This is a genomic window from Amaricoccus tamworthensis, assembly GCF_049800875.1.
GTDB lineage: Bacteria > Pseudomonadota > Alphaproteobacteria > Rhodobacterales > Rhodobacteraceae > Amaricoccus > Amaricoccus tamworthensis.
Genome location: NZ_JBNAFV010000018.1, coordinates 22,035 through 39,968, shown reverse-complemented (window position 1 = coordinate 39,968; position 17,934 = coordinate 22,035). Strand labels below are relative to the sequence as shown.

The following is a 17,934-nucleotide window of genomic DNA, read 5'->3' as shown; positions in this document are numbered from 1 at the left end:
GGTCGGAATGCCCAAAAAGGTACTCAGAAACATCTCGGAGATCCGTCGGTATTTTCATACCAACTCTGATCCGATCTATTTTATTTCCGCGACCAACTTCAATCTCCTTGGCCTTGACGAGTGGGCCAAGAACTTCAAGTACATCTGCTATATCGACTGCTATGACGGTCGGCATCCGAACACGTTCTGCCCGTCCGAGCAGCCCCATGCCGAATTCCAGTCGATCGAGGACATCAACAACTATCTGCTCCAGCACAAGGAGGTCATCGACCTCATCAAGCGGCGCGGCGGCAAGCCGAAATTTGTGTTCCTGATGTTCGACGAGGAGACCGAGCGGCTGTCGAAGGAACTGGGCGCAGAGGTCTGGTTCCCGAAGGCGAAACTGCGCACGAGCATGGACAACAAGATCGAGACCGTGCGGATCGGCAACAAGGCGGGCGTGCCGTCGGTGCCGAACGTGCTGGCCGAGGTCAAGGATTACGAGGATCTGCGCGCGACCTGCGAGAAGGCCGGGATCGGCCACGACCTGGTGTTGCAGTCGGCGTTTGGCGACAGCGGCCACACCACGTTCTTCATCAAGTCGGAGGCGGATTTCCGGCGGCATGAGCATGAGATCGTCGGAGAGGGCGAGATCAAGATCATGAAGCGGATCGACTGCCGCGGATCGGCCATTGAGGCCTGCGCCACCAAGGAGGGCACGATCGTTGGCCCGCTGATGACGGAGCTGGTGGGTTTCAACGAACTGACACCCTATCGCGGCGGCTGGTGCGGCAACGAGATTTTCTCCACCGCCTTCCCGCCGAAGACCCGTGCGAAGGCCCGTGAACTGACCTTCAAATTCGGTGAGCAGCTGCGCAAGGAGGGGTATCGTGGCTATTTCGAGCTCGACTTCCTCATTGAGAAGAAATCCGGCGAAATCTGGCTCGGAGAGCTGAACCCGCGCATCACGGGCGCGTCCTCCATGACCAACCATGCGGCCTTTGCCCATGCGGATGCGCCGCTGTTCCTGTTCCATCTGCTGGAATTCTCGAAGAAGCCGTTCAACCTCGATGTGGAGGAGCTGAACGCCCGCTGGTCCGACCCGGAGATGATCGACGGCTGGTCGCAGATGGTGATCAAGCACACCGAGGACAACGTGGATATTGTCACCGATGCGCCGGAGACCGGCATCTACAAGATGCTGGAGGATGGCCGCGTGGTGTTCGACCGCTTCGACTATCACCGCCGTGCGGTTGAGAGCGAGAACGAGGCGTTTTTCCTGCGCATTCTGGCACCGGGCGATTACCGGTATGAGGGCGCGGATCTCGGTATTCTCGTGACGCGGGGCCGGTCCATGACGCCGGGCTTCAAGCTCAACGAGCGGGCGAAACGCTGGATTCACGGCATCAAGCAGAGCTTCTCCGCGAAGCCGTTGCCGGTGGCTGAGGCCGGTCCTGCGGTGGCTGATCCCGCCTTCAAGATCATGTAGGGCGCAACAACCGGACGCGAGACATGGAAGTTTTGTGGCGGGCCGTAAGCGAGGCGGAGCCTGGTCCCAAATGGGCCGGGCTTTTCCAAGGTCTGTGGCCGGCCTATCACCGCTGGTGGCTGCGGAAGGGCGAACATGCGCGCGCGACCTACTGGGAAAGCATCAAGGCGCTCAAGCAGTACATGCCGGAGCTTGTGCCGCTGCATGAGCAGCTGTCGGATCTGGCGGGCGGAAGTGACCATGCCGCCCGGTTTCTGAGTTTCTACTGTCCGCCGCCATACCTGTCGGGCTGTTCCCAGGGGATCTGGCCGGGGGCGAAACCCGTGCTGGTGCGCAACTATGATTACGACGCGCGGGCCTTTGACAGCATCCTGCTCCACACCGCCTGGCAGGGCCGCAAGGTCATGGGCACGAGTGACGGCATGTGGGGGCTGGTCGATGGCATGAACGATGCCGGGCTGGCGGTCTCCCTGACCTTTGGCGGGCGGCAGATCGTGGGCGACGGGTTCGGCGTGCCGCTGATCCTGCGCTATGTTTTGCAGACCTGCGAGACCACGGCGGAAGCCGAAAAGGTGCTGGTGCGGGTGCCCACGCACATGAGCTACAACGTGACGGTGGTGGACAAACGGCGGCGGTATCTGACGGCCTACATGGCGCCGGACCGGCCGACCGAAATCACCCATGCCGCCGTGGCCACCAACCACCAGAGCCGGGTGGAATGGTCGGCCCATGCCCGCATGACCGCGACGGTGGAGCGCGAGCGGTTTCTGCTGCAGCGGCTGACGCTGCACGTGGAGCCGGAAGAGAAGTTTATCGGCGCGTTTCTGAAACCGCCGCTCTATTCCACGGCGTTTGACCGGGGTTTCGGCACGCTGTTCACCGCCGTGTACCGCCCGTCGAAGGGCGAAATGGAGTTGCGCTGGCCCAAGGCGGTGTGGCCGTTCCATATCGACAATTTCGTCGAGGACATGAGGGTGATCCACACCCCGGATGTGGTACGGCGCAAGGGTGCCTGATTTCCTTCGAGCGGGAACCCCCCGCACGGCTCACCGCGAGCGGTAGAAAAACCGTGGGCCTTTCCCAACGTTTAATAACATAACCGGCGTTATAGGTGAAAAGAACTTCCTACGTCCCCTGTACCGGGTCCGGGCGGGCGTTGGACTGGTCGTAGAGGGTGTTGCTGCGCGTGAGGTGGCGGATCATGGCCTCCTTGGCGGCGCGGGCGTCGCGGTCGCGGATGGCGGCGAAGATGATGTCATGTTCTTCAAGGGTCAGGTCCTCAAGCCCAGGGCGGCGGACGCTGCCCACATGGAACACGGCAAGCCAGCCGAAGATGGCGCTGCTGACCGCGGCATAGAGCGGGTTGCCGGGGATGCCAGCGATGACCTCGTGGACTCTGCCGTCTAATTTCATGAACTCCGCGGGGATGTCACGGGCCGCGCGCTGCTGGTCCATGGCCTCGCGCAATGTGACCAGATCGGCCTCCGAGCGTTCAAGGGCGGCGCGGCCGACGAGATAGGTCTCGAAGGTCAGGCGCGCCTCCTTGAGCTGTTCAAGCGTGGCGCCGGAATGGGACAGGATGTGCTTCATGGACAGGTTCATCTGTTCGAGAACCCCGTCCATTGACGCCTCGGCCACACGGGGCCTTTCGCCGTGGCGCACCTCGATCAGACCGCTGCCCTGGAGCGCCTGCATCGCCTCGCGGATGGCCGGGCGGCCGACGCCGTAGAGGCTCATCAACTCACGCTCGGATGGCAGGATGTCGCCAGGTCCCAGGGCATCGCGCTGGATGGTTTCAAGGATGCGTTCCTTGACCTCATCACTGAGTTTGCGGCGTTTGATCGGGAGCGGTGGCGTCGACACGTTTGGAGCCTTCCTGAAACAGCTCTGATCCGGTTACTGTATTACCCGACCTCCCGGCCCCGAACAAATCGCAAAAGGTAATTTTTCAGCGACCCTCGGGCGGAAGGCGGACAGGAAGTGGTATACTGTCATAATGACCTGATTTCCACAGAATTTGTGTAACAATTCCGGTTGGACGGTCAGGCCCCTGCGCTGGAGCCGCGAATGATCAGGTTTACGTCGCGCCGGGTCTCCGGTGGCGGAGCCGTGCCGTTTTCGAGCCAGGCCAGCACGGTATCGGCAATTTCACGGCCAAACGCGGCCACGTCGCAGCGGACGGTGGACAGTGTCGGCCAGGAATGGGCGCTTTCCTCGATGTCGTCGAAGCCAACGATGCGGAACCCCGTGCCGACGTCGATCCGCTTCTCGTTGCACCTGGCGATCATACCGAGCGCCACGAGATCATTGAAGCAGAGCGCCGCGTCGCAGTCGGGGTACTGGTCCTGAAGCCTGTCGAAGGCATCGAGGCCGAACTGTCGCGTGGAGCGGCCGTTCAAAACGATGGGCTCAATGCCTGCTTCCGCCAGGACGGCGCAGTAGCCCTCCATGCGCTCGCGGGTAACGTCCCGGCCCTCCAGACCGCCAACAAAGGCGATGCGGCGGGCGCCGGCCTCCAGCAGGTGCCGGGTCGCGGCACGGCCACCCTCGGAATAGTTCGGCGCGGCGAAGGGAAAGAGATCGGTGCGCGGCTCCACCTGGCGCAGAACCTGCATGGTGGGCACGCCTGACCGGGCGACAGGCTCAAAACTGCGCTCCACGTCACCATAGGCAGGGGAAATGATCAGCGCGGCGACACCGTGCTCAATCATCGCGCCGACGACCTGGGCCTGAAGCGCCGGGTCCTCGTCGGTATTGGCGACCACGGCGGCATAGCCGTTGGCGGCGAGTGCCATCTGCAGGGAGGTGGCGAACTCGGTGAAAAACGGGTTGCGCAGATCGTTGATGACCAGTCCAACCAGACCGGTATTGGCGCTGCGCATGGTGGCGGCGGCGCGGTTGTAGACGTAGCCGATCGCCTCCATCGCCTCACGCACCTGCACGCGGGTTTCCTCGCGGACGGCGGGGCTGTTGCGCAGAACGAGGCTGACGGTGGATTTGGACACCCCGGCCTTTTTGGCGACGTCGATGATGGTCGGTCTGCGCTCCATGACCTTTAGCCCTCTCCGCCCTGCCCTTCGACCGGAAGGTCAAACACCAGAATGCCGTCGATGCCACCGACCGCGTTTTCCACGAGACGCGCGCCGAGGCGTTTGTGGTCGGGGTGGACCTGGTAGGCCTCCAGCGCGTCCCAGTCGGTGAAGTCGACCACGAAGCCGTGCATGTAGCCGCGTTCGATCTTTTCCGGGCTTTCGCTTTTGCCGGAGGTGATCGAGAGCACTCCGGGAACCTCGGAGCGGATCGCGTGAAGCTGCGTCCAGATGTCGGCGATTTCGCTGTCCTCAAGCTCCGGTTTAAACCGGATCAGAACGATGTGGCGGATCATGCGCTGGCTCCCGTGCCGTTGTCGGCCCTGATCAAGTCGGCGCCCTTTTCGCCAATCATCATCGCGGCCGCGTTGGTGTTGGAGGACACGACACGGGGCATGATCGAGTTGTCGACAATGCGCAAGCCCTCGATGCCCTTGAAGCGCAGGCGCTCGTCCACCACGGCCTCATCATCCGGTCCCATGCGGCAGGTGCCGGCGGCGTGGTGGGCGGTTTTGGAGTGCTGGCAGATGTAGTCAAAATAGTCGTCGTCGGTTTTCACGTCCGGACCCGGCAGACGCTCGGCCAGGATGTAGGGTTTAAGCGCATCCTGGGAGAGAATTTTCTGCGTCAGTTTCACGCCCTCGATGGACAGTTCCCGGTCGCGCGGGTCGGAGAGGTAGTTCGGGTCAATCAACGGGGCGCTGGCCGGATCGGCGCTTTGCAGCCGCACGGTGCCGCGCGAGCGGGGCCGCAGGTAGCAGGAGTTCAGCGTCACGCCACCCTGGGCCATGGCGGCAACCCCGTGTTCGATACCGGTGCCAAGACCGAGATGCATCTGCAGATCCGGGGACCGGGCGTCCTGATCGGCGTACCAGAACCCGCCGGTTTCAAACAGCGAGGACGCGACCGGCCCCTTGCGGGTGAGGAGATACTGCAAACCGGCGAGTGCGGCCCAGTGGGGTTTGGCGTAACGGTCGTAGCTGTAGGGGCCTTTCAGTTCGCAGATACAGTAGAGGTCCAGGTGGTCCTGGAGGTTCTCACCGATCTGGGCCTTGTCGAAGACCACATCAATGCCTAGCCCGTCCAGGTGTTCTGCGGGGCCGATGCCCGAGAGTTGCAGCAGACGCGGTGAACCGATGGCGCCGGAACTGAGCACGACCTCCTGCCCTGCGGTGATTTTCTCGCCATCCATCATTTCGACACCGGTGGCGCGGCCCTTTTCGACCACCAGCCTGCGCACCTGGGCCTCCGTACGGACGGTCAGGTTGGGCCGGTTGCTGTTGGGCGCGAGGAAGGCCATGGCGGCGGAGGAGCGACGCGCGTTGCGCTGGGTCAGCTGGTAGAAGGTGACGCCGTCCTGTTTCACGCCGTTGATGTCGTGGTTGCGGGGGATGCCGAGCTGACCCGCCGCCTCGAAAAACGCATCGCAAATCGGCAGGGGCGCGGAGGGGCGGCTGACACCGACCGGGCCACCCTTGCCGTGGTATTCATTCTCAAACGTGTCGTTGTCCTCGCTCTTGCGGAAATACGGCAGAACGTCGGCGTAGCTCCAGCCGGTGCAGCCCATCTGGCGCCATTCGTCGTAGTCGAGCGCGTTGCCACGGGTATAGACCTGCGCGTTGATCGCGGAGCCGCCGCCGATCACCTTGGCCTGGGTGAAGCGGAACACCTTTTCGCGCATGTGCCGCTGCGGCACGGTTTCCCAGCCCCAGCTTCCAATGCCCTTGGTCATCTTCGCAAAGCCCGCCGGCAGGTGGTAGAAGGGATGCCGGTCGCGCCCGCCCGCCTCCAGCAGCAGGACGTTGACGGCGGGATCCTCGGTGAGCCTGGCGGCGACAATCGATCCGGCGGAGCCTCCTCCGATTACGATAAAATCGTATGATTTCTGCATGGCTGACCTCTTCAGAGCCTTGGTATGGACAGACCGCCATCGACCGGGATGACGGCACCGGTGGCAAACGCCATTTCGCCTTTGGCCAGGGGCACGGCGATCTGGCCGATATCCATCGGCTGGCCCCAGCGCATGGCGGGAACGAGACCGTCCTCGATGCGGGCGGTATATTTGTCGCCGACAACGGCGGTCATGTCGGTAGCGATGATGCCGGGGCGCAGCTCGTAGACACCGATGCCAAGCGGCGCGAGACGGACGCTGAACAGGCGGGCCATCATGGCGGCCCCTGCCTTCGACAGGCAGTATTCCGAACGCTCAATGGAGACCATTTCGGCGTTCACGGAGGTGATGAAAACGATTGAGCGGTAGTCGCCGGTCTCCATGTCCTGCATCCGGCGCGCGACCTCCTGGGCCAGGAAGAACGCGCCGCGCAGGTTCACGCCCATGACGAAATCGAAATTCTCCGGCACGAGGTCGAGCATGTCGCCCCGGATACGGCAGGAGACACCGGCGTTGCAGACGAAGGTCGTGACCGGCCCCAGTTCGGCCTCAACCGTATCGAGAAGCGCGGCGGCGCGGTCCACCTGGGCGACGTCATGCTGAAAGTATCGGGCGTTCGGGCCCAGTTCCTCAAGCGCCCCGGCCACCGCCGGATCGTCGGCGGGCGGCAGGGAGGCGATGGCCACGCTGAAGCCCTCGGCGGCGAGGGAACGGGCGATGCCAAAGCCAATGCCGCTTTGACCGCCGGTGATGAGTGCGGTTCGTGTCATGTGGCAAAATCCTTTTCCAGGATATGGTCCGCCATGCGCAGGGACAGGGCCGCGACGGTGAGTGCGGGATTGACCGCTGCGGAGGTCGGCAATGTGGAGGCGTCGGCGATGAACAGGTTCGGGTGGTCATGGGACCGGCCGAACGGGTCAACGACGCTGGCGCGGGGATCATGCCCCATACGGGCCGTGCCGCACTGGTGCGAGGGCGTGCGGCGGTCGAACGGGCGCGACAGAACAATTGGATAGCCCGCCTGGCGCAGCAGTTTCTTCAGCCTCACGACCAGCGCGTTATGCGCGGCAAAATTCGACTGTTTCCAGTCCAGCACGATCCGCCCGTCGCGCAGGGTCACGCGGCTTTCGGGGTTGGGCAGATCCTCGGACATGGCGTAGAGGTCAATCGACCGGTCAGTGATCCAGCGCACCAGCGGCCGGGGAAGATTTGTGTTGGCCGCGAGGATCGGTTCGGTGATTTTGCCCAGAAGCTGGATGTTGCCCATGGGCCGGTCATCCGGGCCGCCGCGCAGGTAGAAATCGTTGACCATCAGGGTCTTCTGATAGACCGACGTGTTTTTGCGCAGCGGACGGATGGCGATCACGGCTGAAGTGTTGTGGTTCATGAAATTGCGCCCGACCTGGTCGGACGAATTGGCAAGACCGTTGGGATTGTTCGCGTCCTGTGAGGCGAGCAGCAGCGCGGCGGACTGTACCGCCCCGGCGGACAGAACCGTGATGCCGGCCTCAATGGTCTCGGCCTGACCGTTGCGATCGATCTCAACGCCGGCGATTTTCCCCGCCTCATCCGCGACGATGCGTCTAACCAGGCTTCCGGTCTGCAGGGTTACGTTGGGGTACTGCAGCGCCTCATTCAGGGAGACCGTTTCCGCGTCCATCTTGCCGCCGCAGGTGTCCGGGTAGGCGTCCCAGGTGGTCAGGCCGTGGGCGAGCCAGTGGTCGATATCGACACCAAGCGGCAGGGAGGATGGGTGCAGACCCACCCCACTCAGCCTGGCGCGCAGGTCCGCAATGGTCGGCTCGTCCGGCACGGGCGGGAACGGGTATGTGCCGGAATGTGGCGGCTCCGTGGGATCCTCACCGAGGGCGCCACGTATGCGGTAGTGATCCTCGGCCTTCTGGTAGAAGGGTTCCAGCTCGTCATAGGAAAACGGCCAGCCAGGGGTCGCGCCCTCCACATGCTGAAGCGGCTCAAAGTCCTCAGCCCGGTAGCGCAGCATAACCGCACCAAAGAATTTCGAGTTGCCCCCGGCATAGTAGTAATTGCCGGGGTTGAAGGGCTTGCCACTGCCGTCGAGCCACTGCTCATCCGGGCGGAAGCAGCCATCGATGAAAATGGATGTCGCATCGCGGTCCCGTGGCGAGGGCTCCAGCCGTTCGCCACGTTCCAGGATCAGAATGTTCCGACCCGAAGGGGCCAGGGCGGCGGCCAGTGTGGCCCCGCCCATACCCGAACCGATAATGAGGACATCCGGTTTCGTCACGGCTCGATGCGCTCTTCCGTTTTGGGATCGAAGGCCACGGCCTTCTCCATGTTGACGGCAAAGCCAAAGGTGTCCCCTGCCCGCACGGTAACGTCGGCGCGCATCCGGGCGATGGCGTCCTTACCGCCGAGGGTCATGGTAACGAAGGTATCCGACCCGGCCGGTTCCGTGACGCCAACCCGGTTTTCCAGCGGCACCACATTCGACGACTTGCGATCCGCTCCATCCGGGTCGGTGATGGCCTCCGGACGAATGCCGAGCAGGATGTCCTGGCCGTCACGGGATGCCAGGTTGGCTTGGCTGAATGGCAGGAGCTGCTCATTGCCATCCGCATCGCGCACAACGGCGTTCGGGACCCCGTCGCGCACGGCCACGCGGGCGGGCAGGACGTTCATCGCGGGGCTGCCCATGAAGGTTGCCACGAAGACGTTGGCGGGGGTGTCGTAGATCTCCTTCGGCGTGCCGAGCTGCTGCACGTAGCCCTGGTTCATCACCGCGATGCGGGTCGACAGGGTCAGCGCCTCGATCTGGTCGTGGGTCACGTAGACGATGGTGGTTTTCAGCTTCTCATGCAGCTTCTTGATCTCGGTCCGCATGTCGACGCGCAGTTTTGCGTCGAGGTTCGACAGCGGCTCGTCGAAGAGGAACACGTCCGGATCGCGCACCAGCGCCCGGCCCATCGCGACGCGCTGGCGCTGGCCGCCGGAAAGCTGGCTTGGCTTGCGGTCGAGAAGCTGCTCGATCTGCAACAGGGCAGCGACCTCTTTCAGGGCCCTGTCCCGCTCGGGTTTTGGCACGCCGTGCATCTCAAGCCCGAAGGTCATGTTCTGCCCGACCGTCATGTTCGGGTAGAGGGCGTAGCTTTGGAACACCATCGCGATGTTGCGCTTCGAGGGATGCACGCCATTGACCACGCGGCCCTTGATGGAGACCTCGCCGGAGGTGATGTTCTCCAGCCCCGCGATCATGTTCAGCAGCGTCGATTTGCCGCAGCCCGACGGGCCTACGAGGACCAGGAACTCGCCCTCCTCAATCGAGATGTCCACGCGGTGGAGAACTTCGACGGTTCCGTAGGACTTGGTGACGTTCGAGATGTCGAGAAAACCCATTTACCTGTCTCCATCCGTGTTGCCGGTGGCTGTGATATTGTTGTGCATCGCCCTACCCTTTCACGCTGCCGGCCATCAGTCCGCGCACGAAGTAGCGGCCCGCGACGATGTAAACGAGCAGTGTTGGCAGAGCCGCGAGGATCGCGCCCGCGAAGTGGACGTTGTATTCCTTCACGCCCGTTGATGACTGAACGAGGTTGTTCAGCGCCACGGTCATCGGCTGGCTCTGGCCGCCGAAGGAGGCGCCGAACAGGAAGTCGTTCCAGATGTTGGTGAACTGCCAGATGACGGAAACCACCGTGATCGGCCCTGAGACCGGCAGCATGATGCGCCAGAAGATGCGGAAGAACCCCGCCCCATCGATCATCGCCGCCCGCACCAGTTCAGTCGGGAACGCGGCATAGTAGTTGCGGTAGTAGAGCGTTGTGAACCCGACGCCATAGACCACATGCACGAGGACGAGCCCGGGGATCGACCCCGCCAGTCCCAGCTTGCCGAGGATCATGGCCATCGGGATCAGAACGATCTGGAAGGGAATGAAGCAGGAAAACAGCATCAGGCCAAACAGGATCGAGTCGCCCCGGAACCGCCACTTGGTCAGCACGTAGCCATTGAGTGCGCCCAGCACGGTCGAGATTGCCACGGCGGGCACGACCATCAGGACGGAGTTGAGGAAGTAGGGTTTGAGACCCGTGGGCTCCACACCTATCTGGGCCGAGGACCAGGCCTGCAGCCAGGGCTCAATTGTCCAGTCCTGCGGCAGCGCCATCATGTTGCCGCCGGTAATCTCCGGCAGGGGCTTGAGCGAGTTCGCCACCATTACGAAGAGCGGCATCAGATAGAACAGCGCGAAGAGCAGCAGCAGAAGGTAGATGAAAGTGCGGGTGATGCGGCCGGTGGAAACGGCGGTATCCTGGGTTGCCACGGACATCAGGTTTTCTCCTTCAGTTCGGCATAGAGATACGGCGTCATGATGGCCGCGATGGTCATGAGCATGATCACGGCACTCGCCGCACCGATCCCCATGGAGTTTCGCGTGAAGGTGTAGGAGTACATGAACGTCGCGGGCAGTTCCGTCGCGCGGCCTGGTCCGCCGCCGGTCAGCGCGATGATGAGGTCATAGGACTTCACCGCGAGGTGGCTGAGGATCACGAAGGCCGACAGGAACGCGGGTCGCAGAAGCGGGATGACGATGCGGCGGTAGAGATTCCAGTTGGAGGCGCCGTCGATCTGGGCGGCCTTGAGGATCTCATTGTCGATGCCGCGCAAACCGGCCAGAAACATCGCCATGACGAAGCCGCTGGTTTGCCAGACGGCGGCGATGACGACGGTATAGATCGCCATGTCGCGGTCCTTGATCCAGCCAAACTCGAAGCTTTCCCAGCCCCAGAGATGCATGGTGTTCTCAATGCCAATGCCTGGATCCATGATCCATTTCCAGGCGGTGCCGGTCACGATGAAACTCAGCGCCATGGGGTAGAGATAGATGGGACGCAGCATCCCCTCGCCGCGGATTTTCTGGTCGAGGAAAATGGCCAGGCCGAGGCCAATGATGGTGCAGATGGTGATGTAGAGAAATGCGAAAATGCCGAGATTGGTGATTGCGGTCCACCAATGGGACAGGCCCCAGAGCCTCGCGTAGTTCTCGAAACCGATCCAGTCGTATTTCGGCAGCATCTTTGAGCCGGTGAAGCTCAGATAGACCGTGAAGGCGATGAACCCGTAGACGAAGACGAGCATCGCCGCGAGCGAAGGGGACAGCACCAGTTTTGGGATCCAGTCCTGAAGCCGGGTCCGGAAATCCGCCTGCGTGTTGCTGTTGGCCATGACTTCTCCTTTCCCGCAAATGCGGGTTGTTCAATCCATAGGGACTGGAGCCGTTGCGGAGTGTGGGGAGGCGGTCATTGCCGCCTCCCCGCCGATGGACGGATTACATGGCGCCTTCGACGGCGTTTGCCAGTTCCTCGGCAGCCGTTTCGGCATCATACTCGCCGTTGAAATGCGCGGTCACAACGTCGTAGATCGCGTTTTTCACGGCAGCGCGGTTGGCGTGGCCATGAGCCATGGAGCCCATGAGCGTGCCGGCCTCTGCGGCCTCGGCCAGTTCAACCATGCCTTTTTTGCCGCAGTCGTCGAAATCCGTGTCCGGCACGTCGGTGCGGGCCGGAACGGAGCCCTTGACCACGTTGAAGGCGGACTGGAAGGTCGGCGACATGATGGACGCGGCCATCGCGGCCTGGGCGGCTTTTGCATCGTCGTCGGAGACGTCGAACATCGCGAACTGGTCGGAGTTGAAGGTTACGGAACCCTCGGTTCCCGGCATGCGGAAGCAGAGGAAGTCCTCACCGGGAACCTTGCCCGCGTTCAGGAACTCGCCCTTGGCCCAGTCACCCATCAGCTGGAACGCCGCCTCGCCGTTGATGACCATGGCGGAGGCCAGGTTCCAGTCACGGCCGGAGAAGTTGTCGTCCACGAAGCCGCGCAGGGTGTCCATGCGGTTGAAGGCCTCAACCATGGTCTCGGAGCCGAGAGCGTCGATGTCGAGATCGATGAACGCCTGTTTGTAGAATTCCGGGCCTCCGGCCGTGATGACAACTCCGTCAAAGATGGTGGCGTCCTGCCAGGCCTGGCCGCCATGTCCGAGCGCAACCTTGCCGGAATCCTGGACGGTCTGAAGGGCCGCCACGAACTCGTCCCAGGTGGTGGGCTGCTCAATGCCAAGCTCATCGAGGATGGCCTTGTTGGCCCAGACCCAGTTGGTGGAGTGTACGTTCACCGGCGCGGCGATCCAGTTGCCGTCATATTTGGAGAACGCCTGGAGCGCTTCCGGCACCACGTCGGCCCAGCCTTCGGCTTCGGCCACGTCGTTGAGGTTGCCAAGTGTGCCCTGCTCGGCCCAGTCCTGGATGTCGAAGCCCAGCATCTGCACGGCGGTCGGCGGGTCACCTGCGGTGACGCGGGCGCGCAGGGTGGTCATTGCGGCCTCACCGCCGCCACCGGCCACGGGCATGTCGACCCAGCCGATATCCTGCGACGCAAGGTCCTCCTTCAGCACGTTGAGCGCGGCGGCCTCACCACCGGATGTCCACCAGTGCAGCACCTCCACATCCGCGGCGTGCACCACGGAACCTGTCGACATCAGCACGGCGAACGCCGTGGCAATCCCTGTTGTTTTATTGATCATTTTTTCTCTCCCATTTTGATTTTAGCTACGTCCCGACCCGTTGTGTCAGGACGCATTCACCCAAGGCTCCCGTGTGCGGCCAATCCGCATGACGAGGGATTTGACCCCAAGGAATTCCTCGAAACCGTAACGGCCGATTTCGCGTCCCTGCCCTGATTGCCGCATCCCGCCGAAGGCAATTTCAGGGAAACCATCCATCCATGTGTTTGTCCATACCGTTCCCGCATGGGCGCGTCGGGCGAAATCGAGGCAGGTGTGGGTGTTTTCGCTCCAGACGCCCGCAGAAAGCCCGTAGGTCGCGTCGTTGGTAATCCGCACGGCCTCCTCAAACTCACGGAAGGTCAGGACGGACAGAACGGGCCCAAACACCTCGTCGCGGGCGATGGCCATGTCCGGTGTCACGCCACGGATCACCGTGGGCTGGTAGAACTGGTTCCCGAGGCCCGGCACGTCGAGCGGCCCACCGCCCAGGACGACCTCGGCTCCGGCTTCCACCGCGGCCTTCACGCTCGCGTCGATTTTGGCGTTGTGTTCCGGTGTGACAATCGCACCGACCTGGGTGTCGGGGTTCATCGGGTCGCCGAACACGACTTTTTTCGACAGTTCCACCACCCGCGCGACGAAGTCGTCGGCAATGTCCTCATGCACGATGATGCGGCTTGAGGAATTGCAGCACTGGCCCACGTTGAAATAGACCCCGAACGTCACGGCATCGGCCGCGCTCTCAATGTCCGCATCCGGGAAAATCACCTGCGGGTTTTTGCCGCCCAGTTCGAGCGCCACCTTTTTCAGGGTATCCGCCGCCGTCTCCGAGATCAGTTTCCCGACCGCCGTGGACCCGGTGAAGGTTACCATGTCGACGTCAGGGTGGGAGGACATCAGGCTGCCGACCGGCTGGCCGTAGCCCAGAACGATGTTGCAGACCCCTGCGGGCAGACCGGCCTCGATCAGCAGGTCGGCCAGCATCGCGGTCGTCGACGGCGTGAACTCCGAGGGCTTCACGACACAGGTGCAGCCGGCCGCGAGTGCGAAGGGCAGTTTCTGGCTCAGGATCCAGAACGGGAAATTCCACGGCGTAATCATCGACACGACGCCGATGGGCTCCTTCAGCACCACGCCCAGTATGTCCTCGCCAAGGGAGTTGTGACTGTCCCCATGGCTTGTCCGCGCGAGCGATGCGGCATAGCGCCACAGATCCGCGGCCCCGCCGACCTCACCGCGCGACTGGGAAATCGGCTTGCCGGATTCGAGCGTCTCGATCCGGGCGAAGCGTTCGACGTTCTTCTCAATCAGATCCGCGACGCGCAAGAGAACCGTGGCGCGGGCCTTGCCGGAAGTCCGGCTCCAGCGGCCATCGTCGAAGGCGGCCCGGGCCGCGGCAATCGCCGCTTCGGTTTCGGCCTCCCCGCCCCTGGCCGAGCGGCTGACCACAACGCCGTGCGACGGTGACACGCGTTCGGTGGTGGAGCCATCCGCACTGTCGACGAAGTTTCCGTCGATAAAATGGCGGGTGACCACCGGCTCCAGCGGGGCATCGCTTTCCGCGCCGCTCATCACGTTGAAATCCAGCACGGGTTACTCTCCTCCGAATTCCGGTTTGCGTTTTTCGCGGAAGGCGGCAACGCCCTCATCGCGGTCCGCCGTGGCCGCAATCGCCGCCGCCCCCAGCGCCTCGGTCATTGCGGCGCGGTCCTCATTGGCGGCGGCATTGATCATATTTTTGGCGATCTCCGCGGCGCGAGGCGAGAGTTTCGCCACACCTTCGGCAATGGAGCGCGCCTTCTCGCGGGCGTCCTCGGCGATCTCGGCCACGAAGCCGCAGGCCTGCGCGCGGTCGGCGGAGATCCGGCGGCCGAACAGGGCCATTTCCCGCACCATCGGCTCGGGCATGATCCGGGCCAACCGCTGGGTTCCGGACCAGCCAGGCACAATGCCCACCCGCGCCTCCGGCAGGGCGAGCGCAGCACCCTTGGCCATGACACGGATGTCGCAGGCCGCCGCCAGTTCCAGCCCGCCGCCAAAGGCGTAGCCGTTCAGCGCCGCAATGGTCGGCTTCGACAGCCGCGCCAGACGGTCAAAAATCCGGTGCCCGTCACGTACCCAGAACCGGGCGAACTCGGCCGGGCTGAGATCGCCCCAGCCGTTGATGTCGGCCCCGGTGCAAAACGCCCGCTCGCCCTCGGCCACCAGAACCACGCAGCGCACGGAGGCGTCGCGGTCCAGCCGGTCGAGATGCCCTGCCAGCGCGTCGAGCATGTCGAGCGTGAAGGCGTTCATCTTGTCGGGATTGTTCAGGCAAAGCTCGGCAATGCCGTCCTCGATCGTCAGGTCAACGCTGCTCACTGGTTCCACTCCATCGGTTTTTCCGCCAGCAGGGACAGCGGCATCGCAACCGCGTCATCCGCCACGCTCACCCGACCACCGGACGCGTCGATGATGTCCTTCTGCGGGTCAATGCCGGGCATGATCTCCGTCGCCACCAGGCCGTTCTCCCCAAGTCGCATCACGCAACGCTCGGTGATGTAGAGCACGTCCTGGCCAAGCTCGCGCGCACGTTTGCCGGAGAAGGTCACATGCTCAACCGCACTCACCATCTTGGTGAACTTGCCCGGCGTCTCGACCCGTATGCCGGTTTCGCTCAGCGCCATCTTCGCGCCCGCCTCGAACCAGCCGGAGAATACGATCTTGCGGGCCTGGGAGGTGATGTCCACGAAGCCGCCGCATCCGGCGGTGAGATAAGGCTTCTTGCCAAGTTTCGAGACGTTGACGTTTCCTTCCACATCCACCTCCAGGAAGGACAGGAACGACACGTCAAAACCCGCGCCCTGGAAGAAAATAAACTGCTGCGGCGAGGGCACGAAGGCGTCAGCATTCGAGGCGCAGCCAAAGGCGAAATCGGTCAGCGGCATGCCGCCCACCGCGCCCTGCTCGATGGCCCAGGTCACGGCCTCCGGGTGGCCGGCTTCCAGCAGGATACGCGGCACCATCGCCGAGACACCGAAGCCCAGGTTGGCGGTCATGCCGGTTTTCAGCTCCATCGCCGCCCGCCGCGCAATGACCTTCTCGATGTTGTGCTCCGGCGTGGTGAAGCTGTCCCAGGGGCGCATCACCTGGCCGGAAATGGCCGGATCGTAAGGGGTTTCGCAGGTCTGTTTCTGGTCCGGGTCGATCACCACCAGATCCACCAGATGCCCCGGCACCCGCACGTCATGGGGCCGCAGACTGCCGCGCATGGTGGTGCGGCTGACCTGGGCAATCACCAGACCGCCATGGTTTTTTACACAGATCGCCTGCTCCAGACCGCCCAGGTATGCGCCCTCATGCTCATAGGTCAGGTTGCCATGTTCGTCCGCCGTGGTCGCACGGATGACGCAGACATCCGGCACGATGTTGGGGTAGTGCAGCCAGGTGTCACCGTCGAACTCGACCCGCTTCACGATCGGTTCCGCCTCGGCCAGCTCATTCATGGCGCAGCCCTCGCGGACCGGATCGGCAAAGGTTTCCAGACCGATTTTGGTCAGAACCCCCGGTCGCCGCGCCGCCGCCTCGCGGTGCATGTCGAACATGATACCGGACGGCACATTATAGGCCGCGATGCGGTTTTCCACGACCATCTTCCAGATTTCGGGCATGGGCAGGCTGGACGGACCGGAGGGATATGACCCCGCCAGAACCTTCTTCAGCAGGCCATCCTTCGCGATATGGTCAATGCCCTTCACGCCATACATGTCGCCCGCCGCAATCGGATGCAGCGTGGTCAGGTCACGGGGATGGCCCTCCGCGTCGAACCGCTCACCGATGGCTTTCAGGACCAGATCCGGACATCCGAGCGAGGAGGACGAGGACACGGTGACAACCGCGCCGTCGTCAATGCGGGCAACGGCCTTGGCCGGGCTGACGATCTTGCTCATGGGGCAACTCCATAATCCACGGTCTGCGACGTGCCGGACTGCGCGGCCTCACGAACGGCAAGCGCGACAGCGAGGGATTTCACGCCGTCCCATCCATCCGCTGCGGGACGCCCGCCGCCATGAACCGCACCCATAAAATCGGCGAGTCCCTGGGCATAGAGGTTGTGGCCGGAGAACGGCACATCCTCCTCACCGGCTTCGGTCACCAGGGTGATTTTTCCGACCGGCTGCTGCGTCATCACACCGCGCGCGAAGATCGAACCTTTGGTGCCGTGAACCTCCAGGCCCGAACCGGCGAAGGGATGGGTGAAGCTCTCATGGCTCATCACCATCGCACCGGAGGGCATGTTCCAGACGGACATGGCGGAGTCCTCGACCCCCTGCCCCATGCCGGACACCGCCATTTTTGCGACGACACTCACCGGATCCTCACCGAGCAGGAACCGCACCACATCGGCATCGTGAACGGTAATGTCCGGGATAACCCCGCCACCGGCCTCGGCCGAATTGATGCGCCAGCCCTGAAGATGGCCAGGCAGATGGACCGCATGAAAAACCCGCACCGACAGCACGTCGCCGATGCGGCCCTCCTTAATGAGCGCGCGCATTTTGCGGTGACTGCCGGAGCAGCGCAGGTGGTGGTTGGTGGCAAACACCACACCGGCTTTTTCCGCCGCCGCGACCATGCCAGCGGCCTCTTCGACCGTCATGGCCAGCGGCTTCTCGCAGAGCACGTGCCTGCCGGCCTCGACCGCCGCCATGGCCTGGGCAAAATGCTTCTCGTTGGTGGTGGAGATGTAAACCGCATCCACGCTGGCATCGGACACGGCCTCCTCAACGCTGGTGCCGGACGCGGGAATGTCATGGGTACGGGCATACTCCGCGCCACGCTCCGGCGATCCGCTGACCACCCGGACAATCTCGCCACCCTCCGTCGAACGAATGGCGCCGATCACGTGTTCGGACGCAATTGTGCTGGCACCGATCAATGCCCAACGCATCGCAGTTCCCCCCCA

General features: G+C 63.2%; 16 protein-coding genes. 2 read left to right on the top strand and 14 right to left on the bottom strand.

The window, feature by feature from the left end; genetic code table 11:
- The first annotated feature begins 7 nt into the window (after positions 1 to 7).
- Both ACP15P_RS19925 and ACP15P_RS19920 read left to right on the top strand, forming a co-directional pair.
- The gene (locus ACP15P_RS19925) at positions 8 to 1,468 is read left to right on the top strand and encodes a biotin carboxylase (RefSeq protein ID WP_424930236.1); all 1,461 of its coding nucleotides are present in this window, start codon (positions 8 to 10) and stop codon (positions 1,466 to 1,468) included.
- A 23-nt stretch (positions 1,469 to 1,491) separates the two neighbouring features.
- Positions 1,492 to 2,484, top strand: coding sequence for a C45 family autoproteolytic acyltransferase/hydrolase (locus ACP15P_RS19920; protein WP_424930235.1), 993 nt, complete (start codon positions 1,492 to 1,494; stop codon positions 2,482 to 2,484).
- Positions 2,485 to 2,593: 109 nt separating this feature from the next.
- Here the strand turns inward: ACP15P_RS19920 and nanR are convergent, their stop codons facing one another.
- From nanR to ACP15P_RS19850, 14 genes are all read right to left on the bottom strand, one after another.
- Positions 2,594 to 3,331, bottom strand: a complete 738-nt coding sequence (gene nanR, locus ACP15P_RS19915; RefSeq protein WP_424930234.1) for a transcriptional regulator NanR — start codon at positions 3,329 to 3,331, stop codon at positions 2,594 to 2,596.
- A 179-nt stretch (positions 3,332 to 3,510) separates the two neighbouring features.
- Entirely contained in the window at positions 3,511 to 4,518 is a 1,008-nt protein-coding gene (locus ACP15P_RS19910; protein ID WP_424930233.1) for a LacI family DNA-binding transcriptional regulator, read from the bottom strand.
- 5 nt (positions 4,519 to 4,523) lie between these two features.
- The gene (locus ACP15P_RS19905) at positions 4,524 to 4,853 is read right to left on the bottom strand and encodes a Dabb family protein (protein ID WP_424930232.1); all 330 of its coding nucleotides are present in this window, start codon (positions 4,851 to 4,853) and stop codon (positions 4,524 to 4,526) included.
- Positions 4,850 to 6,448 (bottom strand): GMC family oxidoreductase, encoded by a 1,599-nt coding sequence (locus tag ACP15P_RS19900; protein WP_424930231.1) that lies wholly within the window; start codon positions 6,446 to 6,448, stop codon positions 4,850 to 4,852. Before ACP15P_RS19900 ends, ACP15P_RS19905 begins: the two co-directional genes overlap by 4 nt.
- 11 nt (positions 6,449 to 6,459) lie before the next feature.
- The gene (locus ACP15P_RS19895; protein ID WP_424930230.1) at positions 6,460 to 7,218 is read right to left on the bottom strand and encodes a 3-ketoacyl-ACP reductase; all 759 of its coding nucleotides are present in this window, start codon (positions 7,216 to 7,218) and stop codon (positions 6,460 to 6,462) included.
- On the bottom strand, positions 7,215 to 8,714 hold the full coding sequence (locus tag ACP15P_RS19890; RefSeq protein WP_424930229.1) for a GMC oxidoreductase: 1,500 nt from the start codon (positions 8,712 to 8,714) through the stop codon (positions 7,215 to 7,217). The genes ACP15P_RS19895 and ACP15P_RS19890 overlap by 4 nt, the downstream gene beginning before the upstream one ends.
- Positions 8,711 to 9,823, bottom strand: coding sequence for an ABC transporter ATP-binding protein (locus ACP15P_RS19885; RefSeq protein WP_424930228.1), 1,113 nt, complete (start codon positions 9,821 to 9,823; stop codon positions 8,711 to 8,713). Before ACP15P_RS19885 ends, ACP15P_RS19890 begins: the two co-directional genes overlap by 4 nt.
- Positions 9,824 to 9,875: 52 nt before the next feature.
- On the bottom strand, positions 9,876 to 10,754 hold the full coding sequence (locus ACP15P_RS19880; RefSeq protein WP_424930227.1) for a carbohydrate ABC transporter permease: 879 nt from the start codon (positions 10,752 to 10,754) through the stop codon (positions 9,876 to 9,878).
- A complete protein-coding gene (locus ACP15P_RS19875) occupies positions 10,754 to 11,650 on the bottom strand; it encodes a carbohydrate ABC transporter permease (protein WP_424930226.1) in 897 nt (298 codons plus the stop codon). Before ACP15P_RS19875 ends, ACP15P_RS19880 begins: the two co-directional genes overlap by 1 nt.
- A 103-nt stretch (positions 11,651 to 11,753) precedes the next feature.
- Entirely contained in the window at positions 11,754 to 12,962 is a 1,209-nt protein-coding gene (locus tag ACP15P_RS19870) for an ABC transporter substrate-binding protein (protein ID WP_424930276.1), read from the bottom strand.
- Between the two features lie 90 nt (positions 12,963 to 13,052).
- Complete coding sequence (locus tag ACP15P_RS19865) at positions 13,053 to 14,579, bottom strand: aldehyde dehydrogenase family protein (protein WP_424930225.1); 1,527 nt, start codon at positions 14,577 to 14,579, stop codon at positions 13,053 to 13,055.
- Between the two features lie 3 nt (positions 14,580 to 14,582).
- Entirely contained in the window at positions 14,583 to 15,350 is a 768-nt protein-coding gene (locus tag ACP15P_RS19860; RefSeq protein WP_424930224.1) for an enoyl-CoA hydratase/isomerase family protein, read from the bottom strand.
- Positions 15,347 to 16,918 (bottom strand): acyl CoA:acetate/3-ketoacid CoA transferase, encoded by a 1,572-nt coding sequence (locus tag ACP15P_RS19855; RefSeq protein WP_424930223.1) that lies wholly within the window; start codon positions 16,916 to 16,918, stop codon positions 15,347 to 15,349. Before ACP15P_RS19855 ends, ACP15P_RS19860 begins: the two co-directional genes overlap by 4 nt.
- Complete coding sequence (locus ACP15P_RS19850; RefSeq protein WP_424930222.1) at positions 16,915 to 17,919, bottom strand: Gfo/Idh/MocA family protein; 1,005 nt, start codon at positions 17,917 to 17,919, stop codon at positions 16,915 to 16,917. The genes ACP15P_RS19855 and ACP15P_RS19850 overlap by 4 nt, the downstream gene beginning before the upstream one ends.
- Positions 17,920 to 17,934 lie beyond the last annotated feature (15 nt).